We start from the raw sequence: 18,923 nt of genomic DNA on the forward strand, positions 1-18,923 counted from the left end.
TTCCTCACGCGCTCCCATGTCAGAGCCCCTTCCCTTGGTACTAGTACCGTACTTCAAAGTGGGTACTTACGAATAATTAGCTGCTTGCCTACGGTGGCCTCATCACGTCCGATCAAGGAGAGACCAAGATGATCGTCGTCACCGGAGCCACCGGCCACCTGGGCCGCCTCGTCATCGAAGAACTGCTGGCCAAGGTGGCCGCGGGCGAGTTGCCCGCCGGTCGGATCGCGGCCGTCGTACGCGACCGCGCCAAGGCCGCCGACCTCGCGGCGCGCGGCGTCGAACTGCGCATCGCCGACTACAGCGATCCGCAGTCCCTGACCGGGGCCTTCCACGCCGGCGAGCGGGTGCTGTTGATCTCGGGCAGCGAGGTGGGGCAGCGCGTGCCGCAGCACCAGGCGGTGATCGACGCCGCGAAGGAGGCCGGCATCGCGCTGCTCGCCTACACCGGCATCCTGGGCGGCCCGAACGCCGACTTCGAGCTGGCCGCCGAGCATAAGGTCACCGAGCAGGCGATCCTCGATGCCGGACTGCCGCACGTCTTCCTGCGCAACGGCTGGTACAACGAGAACTACACCGAGCGCCTGGCGCCCGTCCTCGACCACGGCACCGTGGTGAGCAGCGCGGGCGACGGCCGGGTGGCGTCGGCCGCGCGCGCCGACTACGCGGCGGCGGCCGTCGCCGTACTGACCGAGGACGGTCACGCGGGTGCCGCCTACGAGCTGAGCGGCGACGTGGCCTGGAGCTTCGACGAGTACGCGGCCGAGGTCGCGGCCCAGTCCGGCAAGCCGGTCACGCACTCGGTCGTCACGGCCGCCCAGCATCAGGAGATCCTGACCGGCGCCGGCCTGCCCGAGCCGTTCGCCGCGCTCCTGACCGACGTCGACGCGGCGATCGCGCGCGGGCTGCTGGCGGGCACGAGCGGTGACCTGTCCCGGCTCATCGGTCGCCCGACGACGCCGATCGGCCAGTCCATCGCGGCAGCGCTGGCGTTGCGCTGATCACGTCACCACCCCGAAGCACGGCAGCACCACCGGCCGCCGCCCGCCCCGCCGGCCCGTTTACGCCGCGCGCTCCCGCCCTTTCCGCAGCTCAGCGAGGTGCAGGGCGCGCGGCTCGGGCTGGGGCGACGGGCCGGCGCTTGTCACTCCGGCCCGCATGTCATGACCGTATGGCGATACGGGGCTGACAGACCGACCTCGGCAGCGCTACGTTCTGACCGTCGGCACCCACAGCGGGCAGATCAGGGAGGAAGCGTTGACGTCGGCCAACGAGACGCGCACCGGCCTTGCGTACGGCTTCGCCGCGTATGGCATGTGGGGTCTCTTCCCTCTGTACTGGCCGCTGCTGGAGCCGACCGGCGCGGTCGAGATCCTGGCCCACCGCATGGTGTGGTCGCTGGCCGCCGTGATCATCATCCTGCTGGTGCTGCGGCGCTGGTCGTGGATACGGCCGCTGCTGCGTCAGCCCAAGCGACTCGGCCTGATCGCCTTCGCCGCTACCGTGATCTCCGTCAACTGGGGCATCTACATCTGGGGCGTCAACTCGGGGCACGTGGTCGAGGCGGCCCTGGGGTACTTCATCAACCCGCTGGTCAGCATCGCGTTCGGGGTGCTGCTGCTGCACGAGCGGCTGCGCCCGGCACAGTGGGCAGCGGTCGGCGTCGGCGTGGTCGCGGTGGCCGTACTGACGGTGGGGTACGGCAAGCTGCCCTGGATCGCGCTCACCCTCGCGTTCTCGTTCGGTACCTACGGGCTGGTCAAGAAGCACATCGGGCTTGACGGTCTGGAGTCGCTCGCGGCCGAGACCGGGATGCAGTTCCTGCCCGCGCTCGGCTTCCTGATCTTCCTGGGCGCGCGCGGCGACAGCACCTTCACCACCGATGGCGTCGGGCACGCGCTGCTGCTCGTCGGCTGCGGCTTCATCACCGCGGCTCCGCTGATCTGCTTCGGTGGCGCCGCCGTACGGCTGCCCCTCTCGGCGATCGGGATGTTGCAGTACATCGCCCCCACCTTCCAGTTCGTGCTGGGGCTCGTGGTCTTCCACGAGGAGATGCCCATCGAGCGGTGGGCCGGCTTCGCCCTGGTCTGGCTCGCCCTGGCCCTGTTGACCTGGGACGCCCTGCGGACCGCCCACCGGTCGCGGAGTGAACTGCGCGCTGCTGCGGCCCGTGCCGGCGAGGTCGCGGCCGTGCGCGCCGGCGAGGCGGTGGCCGTGGCGCAGGTCGGCGCGGAGCCGGGAGCGGGCGTTCCCACCCGGGCCGTTGCCGCGGCGGCGGCCGAGCTCGCCGAGACCGGACGGGCCCCCGTGACAGGCGCCCTCGACACCGACGGCGGCCTCCCGGCACCCGACGAACTGCCCCGCTGACGCGCCGTTGACCTCGGCGTCCCAGGTTCCGGACGGTGAGGGAACCAACGACCGGGGGCGGGCACATGGGCACCGCACAGCGCACGGACGCTCCACCCGGCGCGGTGGCCGACCTCGCCGCGGCCCACGGCCTGGGAGCCCATCGGAGCACCGAGTCACGCGGCGACATCGACGGTGGGTACCTGGGATGTCTGGCCCTCGTCGTCCTCGTCCCTCCCGATGTCGGCCCGCTTCTCGGCCCCTACGGACCGCGCGGCGCCACCATCGGAGCAGCCCTGCTCTCACTTGGCCTCCTCGTGCTCGTCCTGGGCCTGCGCCATGCTCGCGCCGAGCACCTCCGGCCGGGGAACGTCTCCGTCCGTCGGGGAACACCCGGCGGCCACCAGCACGCCCGTGACCTGGGACGAGACCAACGCCGTGCACATGGGCGAGACCTCGGTCGAACTCGTCCTCCGGTACGCGCACGGCAACGACCAGGGGGCGGGCCAACGCCCCAGCATCGCCCTGCCGCGCACGGAGAACCCTCAGGAGCACGTGGCGTTCGCGCTGGTCCGCCGCCTGTTGCGCGACCCGGGGGCGGCCTGACCCCCGCCCCCGCCGCGACTCCCCCGGCGCTCGACCCTGCGCCCTGCCGCCAGGTGCCCCGCACGAGCGCACTGACCGGGGGACAGACCGGCGCTCGGGCTGCCCCGCGCGCCCCGCGCAGCCTCGGCTATCCGAGGGCGTCGGCCACATGGGCCATCACCTCTTTCCAATGCTCGCGGCGATGGGCCCGCTCGGTGGCGTCCGACAGCCGCTCCTGGTGGAACCGGAGCACCGCCTTCCCCTCCGCGCGGGCGCGCGAGACCGCCACCTGGATCGTGGTGTCCCTGGTACTGCCGGGGGCGCGGTGCGTGAGGCGAATGCGGTCACCGGGCCGGTATCCGCGAACTTCGCCCGAGGTGCCATCGGCGGCCTCGTACGGTGCTCCCTTCTCCTGGTGCAGTTCGGCGCCCGGTCCAAGCCAGATGGCGATGCCCTCGTCGCCGCTGATGAAGTCCCAGACCACGGAAGGCGGGTGGGGCAGGGTCTTGGAGACCCCGACCTCCCAACCGGCGTCACGGGTCAGGCCGCGGGACTGCTGGGCGTCGGCGGGCGGCTGCTCGGCCTCTGCGGTGTGGCGCGACGCCGCGGAAGCCGCAGGGGTCGCTGCCCGCTGGCGGTGGGCCTGAGTGGTGGGCTGCGGCTCGGGCGGAGCCTCGCGAGCGGAAGGGCCTTGGGCTCGCGGCTCGTCGGGGTGAGCTGCGGCTCCCGGCTCGGCGGGACGGTCGTCGGGGGTGGCCTGCCGGGCGCGCAGGGCTTTGACCTTGTGCACGTTTCCGCACCGCTGCATGGAGCACCAACGGCGACGGCCGGGCCGCGAGGTGTCCACGAACAGCAGGTAGCAGTTGTCCGTCGCGCACTGTCGTATCCGGTGCGCGTACGGGCCGGAGAACAGCTCGATCGCGTCGCGGGCGACCGTCGAGAGGAGCTGCCTACCCGTCGCCGGACGCGCCCAGCGCCGGTCCGAGGCACCCACCAGTCGTGGCACCAGCGGCGGGGCGAGCGCCAGCTCGTTGACCACATCGAGGTCGGCGGCCTCCAACGGCTGCCCGTGGGCCTGATGGGTCGCCATCCGCAGCAGCGCGTCCCGCAGCCGCTTGGCCTCCACCACCTCATCGGGCGTCACGTCGATCTCGGGCGCGGGCCTGAGTCTGGAACGCGCGGCCCACACGGCGAGGTCCGCGGGATGGTGCAGCACCTCGTAGCGCGCCCACTCGCCCGGCCCCCCGGTGGGCACGAGCTCCAGGCACAGCGCCCCCGGGTCGAATCGGTAGGGCACCCCTTGTGGTGAGTGGAGGATCAATCCCCTTGCCATCTCGCTCATGTAACCACTATAACTGGTTTCACGGCCGAGGGAAGAGGCAAGATACTCAGCAACGGAAAGAAAACGAACGGGAGTTGGTCGACCACCATGGTCGGTCGACCCGGCCACCGGCCCATGAGCAGATGTCCGAGATCCGCGGGACCCGCAGATCCGACAGCGACCAAAAACGGGGAGACGAGAAGGACATGCAGCCGACACCACTGGCCTGGAAGGTCGTCGTCGACGCCGAGGACCCGCACCGTCAGGCGACATTCTGGGCAGCGGCGCTGCGCTACCGGATCGAGGACAACGAAGCCCTGATCAAACGCCTGCTGGCGGCGGGCGCGGTCGACGAGCAGGAGACCGTGGAGTTCCGGGGGCACCGCGCGTGGCGCGACCTCGTGGCCGTTCGGCACCCCGACGACCCGTTCGACCCGGGGAGCGACACGGGCCTCGGTCGCCGCATCCTCTTCCAGCGCGTCCCCGAGCGAAAGACCACGAAGAACCGGCTCCACCTCGATCTACACAGCGCACCGGGCGAGCGCGATGCGGAGATAGCCCGGCTGGAGGAGCTGGGCGCGACCTCGCTCCACCGAGTGAGCCGCGGGGGCATCGAGTGGCAGGTCATGACGGACCCCGAGGGAAACGAATACTGCCTGCACTGACTGCCCGTCACCCGACATCTCCCATACGCCCCGTCCCTTCCGAGGGTGCCCGAACGGTCTCCAGGGTGCCTCGGGAGCGCCTCGGCGGAGCCCCGGAAAACAACCTCTGGGCTCGCTCAAATCAGGGTTCGACCCACCCTTGAGCGGAATGATCGTCACGACGACATTCGAGCGGGGGTGGGCCGATGAAGAGCATCATCACAGCACGAATGAAGACCGCCGCACTGGCCGGCACGACCACCGCGCTGCTCCTCGCGGGGGCGGCCAACGTGAGTTCGGACGGGGCGGCGGACGACACCGACAACGACAGGCGCCGTGAGCAATCGCTGGCGGACGAGGCCGCCGCGAGACTCTCCGACACCAGCTCAAAGGAGGTGCGCATCCTGCGGGGCAAGGGGCGGGCGTCTATGCGCATCGCCGCCAGCACGACGAAGGCACTCGCGACCGGCCAACGCCTGACCGTGGAGACCGTGTGTCTGGGTACGGGTAGCGTCACGATCACCGCCTCGGCGGGCGGCCCGCCAAGGCCCCGGCAGGTGCGCTGCACGGAAAGCGGAACCGGCAGGGCCAGGGCAGCACGCTTCACGTTCACCACACAGAAGGCCGGCCCCGTACGAGTGGTGGTGCAGCCGTCCGGGAAAACCAGAGGCGGCCTCGCGTTCTGCGTCCACGCCCGGACCTGACCCCCACCGCCCGCCGCGTACGCCGTGAGACCAGCGGATCAGCGCATCGCCGAGCGGACCACATCACGGGCAGACCGGCCTGACCGGCCGTAAGGCGACCACTCCGCGCGCGAGTTGGGCCCGCAGCGACGGTGGGAGGGATCCCTGCCCGCCGGAGAGTGGCACGACCGGGGAGGAGACGGAACCGGTGCGGATGAGCGATATCCGGGCGGCGGTGTCCGGTTTCCGCCTTGACCACGAGGGAGCGAGCATCCGAGCATCATGCACGCGTCAACTGCTCCCCCGCCCAGTGTGGCGCGCTCTCGGCCTCATCATGCGAGCGCCGCCCAGTGAACTGTTCGTTCCGTCCTATCCGTTCGGATTTCGGAAACCTGGAGCCTCGTATGTCATCGCACCCCACGCGACGTACCGTCTCGCAGCCCCGGAGGTCCTGGCTTCACCGAGCCGGCACGGCGACCGCCGCCGCCGGAGCCATCGCCGGGTTGATCGTCGCCTCGCCCACGGCCACGGCTTCGCCGTCGGCACCCGCGCCCGTAGAGGCCAGAACGGCGAGCCAGTCCACCTCGTCAGCGTTCGCCGCCCCTGACATCTCGCTCACCAACGTCAAGGGACACCTGAACCAGCTCCAGTCGATCGCCTCCAGGAACGGTGGGAACCGTGCCCACGGGCGCCCCGGCTATCGGGCCTCGATCGACTACATCAAGGCCAAGCTGGACGCGGCCGGCTACACCACGTCCGTCCAGCAGTTCACCGCCAGCGGCGCCACCGGGTACAACCTGATCGCCGACTGGCCCGGTGGCGACCCGCAGAACGTCGTGATGGCCGGCGCCCACCTGGACTCGGTGACCGCCGGGCCGGGCATCAACGACAACGGTTCGGGCTCCGCCGCCATCCTGGAGACGGCACTCGCCGTATCCCGCGAGGGACTCAAGCCGACGCAGCACCTCCGCTTCGCCTGGTGGGGCGCCGAGGAGCTGGGCATCCTCGGTTCGCGGCACTACGTGAACACGCTGCCCAGCACGGAGCGGTCGAAGATCGACGCCTACCTCAACTTCGACATGGTCGGCTCCCCCAACCCCGGTTACTTCGTGTACGACGACGACCGGCGGCTGGAAGCGGTGTTCAAGGACTGGTTCGCGGCCAAGGGGGTGTCCACCGAGATCGAGACGGAGGGCGACGGCCGGTCCGATCACGCCTCGTTCCAGCGCGTCGGCATACCCGTCGGCGGCCTGTTCACCGGCGCGGGCCGCACAAAGACGGCGGCGCAGGCCCAGAAGTGGGGTGGCACGGCGGGCCAGGCGTTCGACCGCTGCTACCACCGGTCGTGCGACACGACCGCCAACATCAACGACACCGCGCTCGACCGGAACAGTGACGCCATAGCCCACGCGATATGGACGCTCGGAGCGCCGAGCTAATACCGCGCACCCCGCCGCCCTGGCTCCGGACCCGCTGTTCCGCACCTGGCCCCAGCAGGCAGCCAACCTGCTGGTGGCCAGGCCCGGCGGTGACTGGGCCGCGAGCCGATGGCGCGCTCCGGAGGTCCTGTCAGGGCTGCGGCCGTGACGGGCCACCGGGTTGGTGGGCGGTGGGGCTCGGACCGCTGGCGGGCCCGTCGGCGGGGAGGGTGTAGTGCCAGCCCTCGCGCCATCCGAAGGGGGCGTCGACCAGGTCCTCGATCGCGGCTCCGGTCAGCAGGCAGTCGAGCGCCCACTTGTTGGCCGAGTGGGAGATCAGGAGCACGCGCTGACCGTTCCATCCGGCGGCCAGGTCACACAGGAAGTCGCGAGTGGCCTGGATGACCTGACGGTAGCTCTGGCCACCGGGGTACGGGTCGTCGATGTGCCGCGCGCGCTCGCCCGTCAGGACGGCGACCGGGCAGCCGTTGAGCTGGCCGTAGTCGCACTCGCGCAGGCGCGGATCCTGGTGGATGGGGATCGCCGTGTCGGCGAAGGCGATCCGTGCCGTCTCGACGGCACGGTGCAGATCGGAGGTGAACACGGCGGCCAGACCGGTGTCCCGGCGTCGGGCGCCGAGTTCGGCGGCGAGGAGACGGCCCCGTTCGGAGAGCTTGCCCGGCAGCCAGCCGGTCGCGATGCCGTTCTCGTTGTCCTCGGTCAGCGAATGGGTCTCGTAGACGATGTCGACTGCCATGCCGGCTCCGTGAGGTGTCGTACGGCCAAGGCCGTGTGTGGGGCGGGACGGCCAGGCCCCGCGGTTGCCTCGCTGTCGATAGGGGTCACCTCGACCGTGCGCCGTGCGCGGGTCGACGGTGAGCATGCGGCTCGGCCAGCGGGCAACAGGCTGCGGCTGGGGTGAGCCGAGCGGGCCAAGCTCGGCCGGACGAGTTGCCGCAACCTGCGTCCCCCATCCCGAGAGAGGTGTACCGACGAACTCGAACCCGAGCAGTCACCGAGCCTCCCGATGCTGGGCCGGTCATCGCCTCTACTCAACCGCACCCGCCACAGCACGGGCGACCCGAATCCGGCTTACCTTCACGGGCACGGCACGAACGGAGGGGCCGGAAACCGGCGTACGGGCTGGGCGAGGGAGGGCCAGCCCGTAGGAGTCCCGCTCCCCCCGGAGCTGGGCCCCGGCCGTCGGAATCTTCAGGAGCCAGTACCCGGAGGGGTCGGCCGCGCCACCCCCGCCGGCTCTCGGCTCCGGGCCCCGGACGCGGAGGTCCAGCCCCGGGGCACCGAAGGCCAGACCCTCGGGCACCGAGGCCTGGCCCTCGGGCACGGAGACCGGGCCCCCGGGCAGGCGGTCGGGCCACGGCCACGGAAGCCAGGCCCTCGGGTACGGGGATCCGCCCCGGGCACGAGGGGTCAGGCCGTGATGTCCCGTGCGGTGAAGCGGGCCCAGGCGGCGGAGCCGAAGACGGCCAGGTAGAGGCCCTGGAGGCCGAGGTTCTTGACGATCTCGTCCCAGTAGATCGGATCGCGGAGGAGGTCGGCGAAGCTCAGCCAGTAGTGCGAGAAGAGGTAGGGGTGGATCACGTGCAACTGCGGGATGCTGTCCAGGATCTGCACCGTGATGAGCAGGCCGACCGTGGCCGCCATCGCCGCGATGCCGCTGTTGGTGAGCGTCGAGATGAACAGGCCGAGGGCGGCCATGCCGACCAGCGACAGCGCGACCACCCCGCCGACCGCCGCGGCCCGCACCATCGCTTCGGCGAACGAGATGCGCGTCCCGGAGATCAACGTCACGTCCCCGAGGGGAAAGAGGACCGCCCCCACCCCCAGCGCGACCAGCGCCACCGTCAACGTGGCGACCAGGCAGAAGACCAGCGTGGTCGCGTACTTGGCCAGCAGCAGGCGGGTGCGCCCGGCGGGGGCCACGAGGAGATAGCGCAGCGTCCCCGCACTCGCCTCGCCGGCGATGGAGTCACCGGCGATCACGCCGATGGCCATGGGGAGGAAGACGGGAAGCGTCGCGGCGAGGGAGGCGAAGACGAGGAAGATGCCGTTGTTGGTGACCTGGGTGAGGAAGGCCGGGCCCTCACCGTCGCCTCCGCCGCCGTCTCCGACGGTGCCGCCGTCGCTGGTCTCGATCTTCACGGCGATGCCGACCAGGATTGGTACCGCGGCCAGTACGGCGAGCAGGGCCAGCGTGCGCCACCGGCGGAAGGTGATGCCTAGTTCGCTGCGGAACAAGGCCAGTGACCACAGCACGCTCGGGTGACGTGGCAGGGCCGCAGCGCCGCCGCCCCGGGGTACGACGGCGAGCCCGTCCTCGTCCCGGTCACCGTGTCGGGTCACCCGCGGCGATGGTGCCGGCTGCCGCCGTTCGGCCTCCCGGGACGGTTGAGCTGCCGCTCCCCGTACCGTCCCCTCGGGACGCTCGGGCGCCGTCACCCGCGCCGGCCGCTCGACCTCGGCCACACCCCCGGCCTCGCCGGCCTCCACGGCGCCCACCGCGTCGACGGCTCGCCCGGCCTCAGCGGGCCCGGTGGCCCCGGTGAACTCGGTGGACCCGGTGGCCCCGGCGGACTCGACAGGGCCCGGGACCTGCTCGCCGGCCTCGGGCTCTCCAGCCCGCTCGGCCGCCCCGGCCCCCGCAGCACGCTCGGTCTCCTCAGCCCCCTGGACTCCCTCGGCCTGCTGAGCACGCTCAGCCTTCCCAGCCCGCTCAGCCCGCGACATCGAAACCCTCCCCGGTCAGTGCGACGAACGCGTCCTCAAGCGAGGCCCGTTCCGTGCCGAAGCCTCGTACCCGTACGCCGGCCTGGACGAGGGCGGCGTTCAGGTCGGCGAGGTCGGTTGGCGTGCCGTCGGCGAGTTGGGTGGTCGGCGGCTCGCCGGTGATCCGGTCCCCCGTGACCGCGAGGTCCGTCACGCCGTGCTCCTTGAGGACGCGGACCGCGTCCGCCGTGTCGGGTGTGGTGACGGTGAGTCGGCCACGCGTACCGGCCGCGAGTTCGGCGACCGTGCCCTGGGTGATCAGGCGCCCCTGCGCCATCACGGCCGCGTGCGAACACACCTGCTCGATCTCGTCGAGGAGGTGGGAGGAGAGGAAGACGGTGATTCCGTCCTCGGCCAGTTCGCGCACCAGGGTGCGGATCTCGCGCATGCCCTGCGGGTCGAGTCCGTTGGTCGGCTCGTCCAGGATGAGCAGTTCACGCGGCTGGAGCAGCGCGGCGGCCAGGCCGAGGCGCTGCTTCATGCCGAGCGAGTACGCGCGGGCCTTCTTGCCCGACGCCGCCGTCAGGCCCACCCGGTCCAGGGCCGCGCCGACCCGGGCGGTACGGGTACGCGGGTCGGCGGTCGGGTCGGCCGCGTCGTAGCGCACGAGGTTGTCGCGGCCGGACAGGAACCCGTACAGCGCGGGTCCCTCGATCAGCGCGCCGACCTTGGGCAGCACCTGACGGGCGGTGCGCGGCATGGGTGAGCCGAGCAGCCGGGCACCACCCGACGTCGGCTCGATCAGGCCCATCAGCATCCGGATGGTGGTCGTCTTCCCCGAGCCGTTGGGCCCGAGGAAGCCGAAGACGCTGCCGCGCGGTACGAGCAGGTCGAGCCCGTCCACGGCGAGCTGCCCACCCCGGTACCGCTTCGTGAGCCCGCGCGTCTCCACCGCGGGCGTCGATCCGGCGGACGGCTCGTCCACAGGCTCCCCCTTTGTCATCCGGTTCTCACTCGGTCGTTCTCTCGGCCTACGGCCTCGTCCACGCCACTCACCCTTGCCCGCGACCCGGATCGGTAACGCCGGATCGCATCACCGCAAGCCACACCCGTCACGGGCGGGCCCACGCGACACGGACCGCCCCGGAGTCGACCCGAGGCCCGCCACATCGGTCCCGTTCCATATCCGGACGGCACGAAACCGATCCAACACGAAACCAGTCCGTACGGAAACGAACCAGTGACGGCCGGCGCTCCCCCACCCGCACCCACCCGACGGCGTGCGTGCGCCAACCCTGTGGCACCGATCCCACGGCGTACGCGGGCACCACCACGCCCGCCAACCCGCCGTATGTCAGGCCCGCCCTGCCCGCCCGACGCACACCACCGAGCATGCGCCGCAGGCCCGCCCCGTACGTACCTCACTACGACACACGCGGCACGCTGCCACCGCGCGCCTGACCCGCAGCACAGTGCAGCGCAGGCTCCCGCGCCCCGCAGGCCGCACGCCGGCCCCGTACACCGCGCGCAACACGCGCCACGCACCACACGTCTCACGCTGCACACCATCCAGCACGCGTCACACGCGCCACAGCGCCTGCGGCCCACCACACGCCTACGCGCCCAGCTCCCCCGCCCCGACCCGGGCCCCGGTGGCGCTCGGAGGCTCGGGCACGGCCAGCAGGGCGCCGGTGTGACAAGGCCGTCCGGTGGTGCGTGCCCCTGGGAGTACGCACCACCGGACGGCCGACGCCGATCACCTTGCGGCCGTGCGGCCGGGCTCGGCCGCCGAGGGCCGCCGTGGGCCCGGCCAACGGTGGCCGGGCCCACGGCGGCCAGGCGATCGCGGCGACCGCTTGCCCGCTTCGGCGGTTACTTGCCCGCGTTGGCGGCGTCGATCAGCGTGTCCTTGCCGACCGCGCCGACGTACACGATGCCGTCGTCGGTCAGGAGGGCGTTGACCAGGCGGGTGCTGAACACCGTGCCCGAGCCGAAGTCGCCCTTGACCTTGTCGCCCAGCTTGTCGAGGAACTGCGAGGCCGCGGCGGACTCGTCGCCCTCGCCGGGCTGCCCGGTGGGCAGGCCGCCGGGCAGCTTGAGCTTGGCGACCGTGCCCCAGCCCTCACCGATCACGTTCAGGCCGGACAGGTCGTCGGCGCCCAGTTCCTCAGGCTGGCCGAGCTTCTCGGCCTTGCGGTCGAGGTCCTTCTGCTCGGTGACCTTGGCGCCCTTGGGGGGCGTGAACTCGAAGGTGCTGGCCTTCGGCTTGCCGAAGCTGACCTTGGTGAACCCCACGTCGACGACGGCCTTGCCGCCACTCTTCGGGGCGAGGGTGAACTTGAGCGGGACACCGTTGTCCGCGTCCACGGCGATCCGGATGGAACCGACCGTGGTGTCGCCCTTCGGGGTCAGCTTGAGCTGGTACGCGTCACGACCGGCGATCTTCGCCGTGCCGTCCACCGTGACGGACGTGGTCTTGTCCGCCCCGGCCAGGACCTTCTTCGCCAGCTCCTGCGGCGTGGCGTCGGCCAGGTCCTTCGGCAGCCGCTCCTCCTGCTTGCCCTTGCCGTGCGAACGGTCCTGCTGGGGAGCGGTGGCGTGGTAGACCGTGTTGCTGCCGCTGTCGTACGCCCAGACCTGGTCGCCGTTGTGGATCAGGCTGTACTCGGCGGCGTCCTCGATGATCGAGACGCGCTGCTTCTCGGGGCCGTCCGCCGCGATCCGCAGGGTGTGCGAGCCCGCCGCCAGTTCGGGGAGCTTGGACTGCGGCGCCGCGGACGCCTCGTCGCCGTCCTCGCCACCATGCTGGCCGCCGCCCATCCCGCCCAGCGACGAGCCGGCCGAGAGGCCGGGGATGCCCAGGTCAGTGCTGATCTTCACCGAGCCGGAAAGCTGCTGCGTGTCCGACGCGGCGATCTTGGCTATCAGTTCCTCTGCCGTGATCTTCGGCAGGTCGGGGTCGCCGCCGGAGTTGGCAAGCGCCGGGACCAGCCCGATCGTCGCCGCCGCCACCCCCGCCACCGCGACCGGGACGGCGTACCGCGCGGCTTTGTGCCGTCGCGCGGGACGCTCCTCGTCCCACTCGTCCGTGGCCTCTGTTGATCGGGTACGTGCCATGTGTGCTCTACCTCCGTCGTCGCCCGGCGGTTCATCAACGTCGCACTCGTCCACCCTCGGGCTTCATTGTCACCCGATCCGCCGTGCGGTGGCTTCTCCATCCCATCAAAAGCACCGCCACCTGGCGTCCCCCCGCAGGAGCAACTCCCCGTACCCCTGCGGGATGACACGCATCAGACGAAAGACCAGGGTTCTCGGGGCAAGACCAGGGCCCACACGGGAACTCGGACCGCCACCTGGCCCGTAATCCGTCGGCCAGTACGGGCACGAGGGGTGCAGGGCACGGCGGGACCACAAGGCGGGCAGACGGCTAAGGAAGAGGCGCTGGGAAAGAACGGGCGGGCGGGGGCGGAGGCTCAGCCCGCCCGGTGGACCACCGCGTCGCACAGGCCCTCAAGCGCCGAGCGGGCCGCACCCGTCGGGAGCGGGGCGAGCATGGCGCGCGCCTCCGCCGCGTACCGCAGCGTGTCGCGTCGTGCCTGCTCAAGGGCGGGGTGGGCGCGCAGCCTGAGCAATACCTCGGCGTGCCGGGCGTCGTCCGTCAGGTCGCCCTCAAGCAGCGCGCACAGCTCGCGGTCGGCCGCCGACCCGCTCGCCTGGGCCTGGGCGCGCAGGTGGAGCACCGGCAGGGTGGCGATGCCCTCGCGCAGGTCCGTACCGGGGGTCTTGCCCGACTCGTGCGAGTCGCTCGCGATGTCCAGTACGTCGTCGGCGAGCTGGAAGGCGATGCCGAGGCGCTCCCCGTACTGGGTCAGCACGCTGATGACGCTCTCGTCCGCGCCCGCCATCATCGCGCCGAGCCGGCCCGAGACGGCGACCAGCGAGCCGGTCTTGCCGGCGAGGACGTCGAGGTAGTGGTCGACCGGGTCGCGGCCGTCGCGCGGCCCCGCGGTCTCCAGGATCTGGCCGGTGACCAGGCGTTCGAACGCCTCGGCCTGGATGCGGACCGCCTCCGGTCCGAGGTCGGCCAGTATGTGCGAGGCACGGGCGAAGAGGAAGTCGCCGGTCAGGACGGCCAGGGAGTTGCCCCAGCGGTTGTTGGCGCTGGGGACGCCGCGCCGCACGTCGGCCTCGTCCATCACGTCGTCGTGGTACAGCGTCGCCAGGTGGGTCAGCTCGACGACCACGGCCGACGGCACGACACCCGGCGCGTGCGGGTCCCCGAACTGCGCGGCCAGCAGTACCAGGAGCGGCCTGAAACGCTTGCCGCCGGCGCGTACCAGGTGCTGGGCCGCCTCGGTGATGAACGGGACGTCGCTCTTGGTGGCCTCCAGCAGGCCCTCCTCGACGGCCGCCAACCCGGCTAGGGCGTCGGCTTCCAGAGTCTGGTCCCGCACGGTCAGCCCAAGGGGCCCGACGACGGTCACGAGAGGTACTCCTGTCTGCCTACGATCGCGTGGAATGTCGATGTGTCGCTGTCTCCACCACAAGGAAGCGTATCCGGTCGGGTATCGATCACCGTGAGCGCCTTCCCGGCCGCCCCTCCCCCCGAAGCGCTCGCCTCCTCGGGGTCGCCGCCGCCGTCGGTCACCGCGCGCGCACGCGTCTGCCCTGGTCGACGCGCGGACGCCCGCGCCAAGACCAGGTGGCCGGCAGGTGACGCCCGGCCCACGCCCCCCGCCACCGCGGGCGACCCCGCCTCCTGACGGGCCCGCGAGCGACCTCCGCACCGGCCCCCAGCGACCTGCGCGCCAGCCCCACAGCCCACCCGTCCCTCGGCCGCAGCTCGCCGGGCGCGACCCACCGCGCCCGTACGTCCCGCACACCCCATACGTCCCGCACGCTCCGCTCACCCCGCACACCCCCGGCACCACCCGCACTCCTGAGCGCCGGTCCGAGTACCCCGCTCCTCCCCCGCGTCACCGGACACATCACCGGACCGAGGGACACCGAGGCCACGCCCGCTCCGAAGCGGCGCGGGCACGCGGCGGGTGCCCTCAGCGACCGGTGCCGCCCCAGTCACCTCAGTCCCCGAAGACCCGCACCCGGGCTCCGCATTCCGGGACCGGCGCTCCGGAAATCGGGAGTTCAGTACCGCTATGAGCCACACGGCGTCCGATATTCGGACACGCTGAGTTATCCACAACCACCGTCCGGCCCCCCTCAACCCGCCCTTCCGGACGTAGTCTGTGGCCTGCCAGCTTGCAGACGAGGAGAAGGCGAGGCAGTACCCATGCCCCAGCACAGCCCGCTCGACCTGGCCGAGGGTGACCCCTTCGGTCCGCACAACCTGCCGTACGGCGTCTTCACCACCTCGGACGAGCCGCAGCGGCGGCGCGTCGGCGTGCGGTACGGCGCGTACGTGCTGGACGTGCACGCGCTGGCCGAGGCCACCGGTTCCGCCCACGCCGCCGTGCTCTCCGCCGGCACCCTCAACCCGCTGCTCGCCGCCGGCCGCGCCATATGGACCGCCGTGCGCGCGGAGTTGGTCGACGCGCTCACCGACCCCGCGCGGCGCGCCACCGTCGAGCCGCTGCTGATCCCGCTGGCCGACGTCGCCCTCCACTTGCCCTTCGACGTGGCCGACTACGTCGACTTCTACGCCAGCGAGCACCACGCCAGCAACGTCGGCCAGATCTTCCGCCCGAACGGCGACGCGCTCACGCCCAACTGGAAGCACCTGCCGATCGGTTACCACGGCCGCGCGGGCACCGTCGTCGTCAGTGGCACTCCGGTGGCCCGGCCCGCCGGCCAGCGCAAGGCGCCCGCCGACGCCGCGCCGACCTTCGGGCCCTCGCAGCGCCTGGATATCGAGGCCGAGTTGGGCTTCGTCGTGGGCACCCCGTCCACGCTGGGCGAGCCGGTGCCGCTGGACGCCTTCGCCGACCACGTCTTCGGCGTCACGCTGCTCAACGACTGGTCGGCGCGCGACATCCAGGCGTGGGAGTACGTGCCGCTCGGCCCGTTCCTCGGCAAGTCCTTCGCCACCTCCGTCTCCGCCTGGGTCACGCCGCTGGACGCGCTCGCCCACGCGCGTACGGCGCCGCCGCGACGGGACGTTCCGCTGCTGCCCTACCTGGACGACTCGGCCGCCGCCGAACCGGGCGGCTTCGACATCCGGCTTGAGGTCGCCATCAACGGGCACGTGGTCTCGCGGCCGCCGTTCTCCGCCATGTACTGGACGGCGGCGCAGCAACTCGCGCACATGACGGTCAACGGCGCCAGCCTGCGCACCGGTGACCTGTTCGCCTCCGGCACCATCAGCGGCCCCCGCCCCGAGGAGCGCGGCTGCCTGCTCGAACTGACCTGGTCCGGCCGCGACCCGGTGGAGCTGCCCACCGGCAAGCGCACCTTCCTGGAGGACGGCGACGAGGTGACGATCACGGCGTGGGCGCCGGGTCCGGACGGCGTACGCGTGGGCCTCGGCGAGGTCACCGGCAAGATCACCGGCCGGTAGTCGTACCGGCCCCGAGCGACGCGGCGTCGGTGCGCCCGCGCGGGTGCGTACGGGCCCGCGCGGGCCCCGTGGCGCAGGGGTCGCGGGCGCCTCGCGGCGGGCGGCCCCGCGCGCGCCGGGACGCCCTGTCACGGCGGCGTTCGGCGGGCTCCGGCACCGCGGACGCCGGCGCTCCGCTCGCGGTGAGTCCGGCGTCCCCAGGGGCCGTACGGGCTGCTACGTTGTCAGGCTCCTGACCAAAACAGCGGCCGATCCGGGCGACGGGCCGGCCGGAACGGATGGAGAAGCGCGTGCGCAAGGCAGCCATGATCGCTGGTGCGTCGGCCCTCGCCGCCCTGCTCGTCACGGGGTGCGGCAGTGACAGCGACGGCGGCGAGGACGGCGACAAGGCGAAGCAGACGCCCTCGGGCGCCGAGCAGAAGCCGAGCGACGCCCCCGCCGAGGGCGACGGGAACAGCGCGAAGGTCGAGGGGACGTACCTGTCCAAGAACACCGGCAACGGCCAGCGCATCGTCCTCGGGGTCAAGGACAAGACCGCCTTCCTGGCCGGCCCGCACACCTGCACCGGCACGTACCAGCAGAACACGCTGATGCTCAAGTGCCCCGACGGCAACACCGACCGCACGATGGGCAAGGTCACCACGAACGCCGACGGCAGCCTGACCGTGGACTGGGACGCCCTCTCCGAGGACGACGTCCTCTTCCCGGCCAAGGCCGGCGACGCCATCCCGACCCCGTCCGGGCTCCCCGACATCCCGGACCTCGGCGGCGACCTGGACGATCTCAAGAACTCCGGCGGCCTCGGCGACTGACGCCCCGCTCCCCCGTCCCGCGAACACCGCGTCCAGCGCGTCTACCGCGAACCCCGCGACCACCGCGACCGGCACCGGCAGCCGGCCACCAACGACCCTCGGCCACCAGCGGTCGGCAGCCGGTCGCGCGGGCCACGCACACGCCTCGGGCCCGGCCCCCTCCATGGTGAAGGGGGCCGGGCCCGAGGCGTACGCCCGAAGTCCATGCGCCCGGCGGTGCCGACGGGGCGCGGGCGGACGGGGTTAGCGGACGAAGACGCCGGCGTCGCCCGCCAGTTCCAGGAAGTACTGCGGCGCGACGCCGAGCACCAGCGTCACCGCGACGCCGATCGCGATCGCCGACGAGGTCAGCACGCTCGGCACGGCGACCGTCGGGCCGTCCGCGCGGGGCTCGCTGAAGAACATCAGCACGATGACGCGGATGTAGAAGAACGCCGCGATGGCCGACGACACCACGCCGACCACCACCAGGGCGCCCGCGCCACCCTCCGCCGCCGCCTTGAAGACCGCGAACTTGCCCGCGAACCCCGAGGTGAGCGGGATGCCGGCGAACGCCAGCAGGAAGACCGCGAAGACCGCGCCCACCAGCGGGGAACGCCGTCCGAGCCCGGCCCACTTCGACAGGTGGGTGGCCTCGCCGCCCGCGTCCCGCACCAGCGTGACCACCGCGAACGCGCCCAGCGTCACGAAGCTGTACGCGCCCAGGTAGAAGAGGACCGAGGAGACGCCCTCCTCGTTGGTGGCGATGACACCGGCGAGGATGAAGCCCGCGTGGGCGATCGAGGAGTACGCGAGCAGCCGCTTCACGTCGGTCTGGGTGACCGCGACGATCGCGCCGGCCAGCATGGTGACGATCGCGACGCCCCACATCACCGGGCGCCAGTCCCAACGCAGCCCCGGCAGCACCACGTAGAGCAGGCGCAGCAGCGCGCCGAACGCCGCGACCTTGGTGGCCGCCGCCATGAAGCCGGTGACCGGGGTCGGCGCGCCCTGGTACACGTCGGGGGTCCACATGTGGAACGGCACCGCGCCGATCTTGAACAGCAGGCCCATCAGCACCATCGCGCCGCCGATCAGCAGCAGCGCGTCGTTGCCCATCGTCTGGGCCAGGGCCGGGGTGATGTCCGCGACCTCGCCGTCCACCACGTCGGCGATCCGGCCGTAGGTGACCGAGCCCGCGTAGCCGTACAGCAGCGCGATGCCGAACAGCAGGAAGGCCGAGGAGAACGCGCCGAGGAGGAAGTACTTGACCGCCGCCTCCTGCGACATGAGCCGCTGCCGGCGGGCGAGCGCGCACAGCACGTACAGCGGCAGCGAGAACACCTCAAGCGCGATGAAGAGCGTCAACAGGTCGTTCGCCGACGGGAAGACCAGCATGCCGCCGACCGCGAACAGCAGCAGCGGGAAGACCTCGGTGGTGGTGAAGCCGGCCTTGGTGGCCTCCTTCTCGGCGTCCCCGCCGGGCACGGCGGCGGCCTGGGCGGCGAAGGAGTCCACCCGGTTGCCGTGCGCCACCGGATCGAGTCGGCGTTCGGCGAAGGTGAAGACCGCGACGAGCGAGACCAGCAGGATGGTGCCCTGCAGGAAGAGCGCGGGGCCGTCCACCGCGATGGCGCCCTCCGCCGCGATCCGGGCCTTGCTCGTGCCGTAGTCGCCGACGGCCAGGCCGATCACGGCCGCGAAGGCAGCGGCGATGCCGAGCACGCTGGTGAACAACTGGGCCCCGTACCGCGCCTTGCGGGGCAGCAGCGCCTCGATGAGCACGCCCACGATGGCGGCTCCGATGACGATCAGCGTGGGCGCGAGCTGGCCGTACTCGATGTCGGGCGCCTTGAACTTGTCAGGCGACTCGGCCGCCATGGTCCACAGGCTG

General features: G+C 72.0%; 15 protein-coding genes and 1 pseudogene. 8 read left to right on the forward strand and 8 right to left on the reverse strand.

Features of this window, described 5'->3' with window-relative positions; translation table 11 throughout:
• The first annotated feature begins 128 nt into the window (after positions 1–128).
• Positions 129–1,001 carry an SDR family oxidoreductase gene (locus OYE22_RS13260; RefSeq protein ID WP_277320598.1) on the forward strand — a complete coding sequence of 291 codons (873 nt, stop codon included), beginning with the start codon at positions 129–131 and terminating at the stop codon, positions 999–1,001.
• 256 nt (positions 1,002–1,257) lie between these two features.
• Positions 1,258–2,367 (forward strand): EamA family transporter RarD, encoded by a 1,110-nt coding sequence (gene rarD / locus OYE22_RS13265; protein ID WP_277320599.1) that lies wholly within the window; start codon positions 1,258–1,260, stop codon positions 2,365–2,367.
• Between the two features lie 281 nt (positions 2,368–2,648).
• Here the strand turns inward: rarD and OYE22_RS13270 are convergent, their stop codons facing one another.
• Positions 2,649–2,792: a hypothetical protein gene (locus OYE22_RS13270; RefSeq protein ID WP_277320600.1), complete on the reverse strand. Its 144-nt coding sequence runs from the start codon at positions 2,790–2,792 to the stop codon at positions 2,649–2,651.
• Between OYE22_RS13270 and OYE22_RS13275 the strand changes: the two genes are divergently transcribed.
• On the forward strand, positions 2,791–2,952 hold the full coding sequence (locus tag OYE22_RS13275; protein ID WP_277320601.1) for a hypothetical protein: 162 nt from the start codon (positions 2,791–2,793) through the stop codon (positions 2,950–2,952). The two genes, OYE22_RS13270 and OYE22_RS13275, sit on opposite strands and share 2 nt — an antisense overlap.
• A gap of 127 nt (positions 2,953–3,079) precedes the next feature.
• On the opposite strand, the gene OYE22_RS33420 is transcribed toward OYE22_RS13275, so the two are convergent.
• Positions 3,080–4,273 (reverse strand): ABATE domain-containing protein, encoded by a 1,194-nt coding sequence (locus tag OYE22_RS33420; RefSeq protein WP_348652209.1) that lies wholly within the window; start codon positions 4,271–4,273, stop codon positions 3,080–3,082.
• A gap of 185 nt (positions 4,274–4,458) precedes the next feature.
• Between OYE22_RS33420 and OYE22_RS13290 the strand changes: the two genes are divergently transcribed.
• From OYE22_RS13290 to OYE22_RS13300, 3 genes and pseudogenes are all read left to right on the forward strand, one after another.
• Entirely contained in the window at positions 4,459–4,917 is a 459-nt protein-coding gene (locus tag OYE22_RS13290; RefSeq protein WP_277320602.1) for a VOC family protein, read from the forward strand.
• 185 nt (positions 4,918–5,102) lie between these two features.
• The gene (locus OYE22_RS13295; RefSeq protein ID WP_277320603.1) at positions 5,103–5,600 is read left to right on the forward strand and encodes a hypothetical protein; all 498 of its coding nucleotides are present in this window, start codon (positions 5,103–5,105) and stop codon (positions 5,598–5,600) included.
• Between the two features lie 383 nt (positions 5,601–5,983).
• Positions 5,984–7,003, forward strand: a pseudogene (locus tag OYE22_RS13300) (M28 family metallopeptidase); the annotation flags it as partial.
• Positions 7,004–7,148: 145 nt separating this feature from the next.
• Here OYE22_RS13300 and OYE22_RS13305 read toward each other — a convergent pair.
• The 5 genes from OYE22_RS13305 to OYE22_RS13325 all read right to left on the reverse strand — a co-directional run bounded on the left by OYE22_RS13305 (position 7,149) and on the right by OYE22_RS13325 (position 14,208).
• The gene (locus tag OYE22_RS13305; RefSeq protein WP_277320605.1) at positions 7,149–7,754 is read right to left on the reverse strand and encodes a histidine phosphatase family protein; all 606 of its coding nucleotides are present in this window, start codon (positions 7,752–7,754) and stop codon (positions 7,149–7,151) included.
• Between the two features lie 674 nt (positions 7,755–8,428).
• Positions 8,429–9,292 (reverse strand): ABC transporter permease, encoded by an 864-nt coding sequence (locus tag OYE22_RS13310; RefSeq protein WP_277324117.1) that lies wholly within the window; start codon positions 9,290–9,292, stop codon positions 8,429–8,431.
• 439 nt (positions 9,293–9,731) lie between these two features.
• Entirely contained in the window at positions 9,732–10,727 is a 996-nt protein-coding gene (locus tag OYE22_RS13315; protein WP_277320606.1) for an ABC transporter ATP-binding protein, read from the reverse strand.
• An 869-nt stretch (positions 10,728–11,596) separates the two neighbouring features.
• A complete protein-coding gene (locus OYE22_RS13320) occupies positions 11,597–12,841 on the reverse strand; it encodes a sigma-E factor regulatory protein RseB domain-containing protein (RefSeq protein WP_277320607.1) in 1,245 nt (414 codons plus the stop codon).
• A 356-nt stretch (positions 12,842–13,197) separates the two neighbouring features.
• Positions 13,198–14,208: a polyprenyl synthetase family protein gene (locus tag OYE22_RS13325; protein WP_277320608.1), complete on the reverse strand. Its 1,011-nt coding sequence runs from the start codon at positions 14,206–14,208 to the stop codon at positions 13,198–13,200.
• Between the two features lie 806 nt (positions 14,209–15,014).
• Between OYE22_RS13325 and fahA the strand changes: the two genes are divergently transcribed.
• Both fahA and OYE22_RS13335 read left to right on the forward strand, forming a co-directional pair.
• Positions 15,015–16,238 (forward strand): fumarylacetoacetase, encoded by a 1,224-nt coding sequence (fahA, locus tag OYE22_RS13330; RefSeq protein WP_277320609.1) that lies wholly within the window; start codon positions 15,015–15,017, stop codon positions 16,236–16,238.
• A 290-nt stretch (positions 16,239–16,528) separates the two neighbouring features.
• Positions 16,529–17,050, forward strand: a complete 522-nt coding sequence (locus tag OYE22_RS13335) for a hypothetical protein (RefSeq protein WP_277320610.1) — start codon at positions 16,529–16,531, stop codon at positions 17,048–17,050.
• 243 nt (positions 17,051–17,293) lie between these two features.
• Here OYE22_RS13335 and nuoN read toward each other — a convergent pair whose 3' ends face one another.
• Positions 17,294–18,910 carry an NADH-quinone oxidoreductase subunit NuoN gene (gene nuoN / locus OYE22_RS13340; RefSeq protein ID WP_277324118.1) on the reverse strand — a complete coding sequence of 539 codons (1,617 nt, stop codon included), beginning with the start codon at positions 18,908–18,910 and terminating at the stop codon, positions 17,294–17,296.
• Positions 18,911–18,923: the final 13 nt, after the last annotated feature.

It is taken from the genome of Streptomyces sp. 71268, from assembly GCF_029392895.1.
GTDB lineage: Bacteria > Actinomycetota > Actinomycetes > Streptomycetales > Streptomycetaceae > Streptomyces.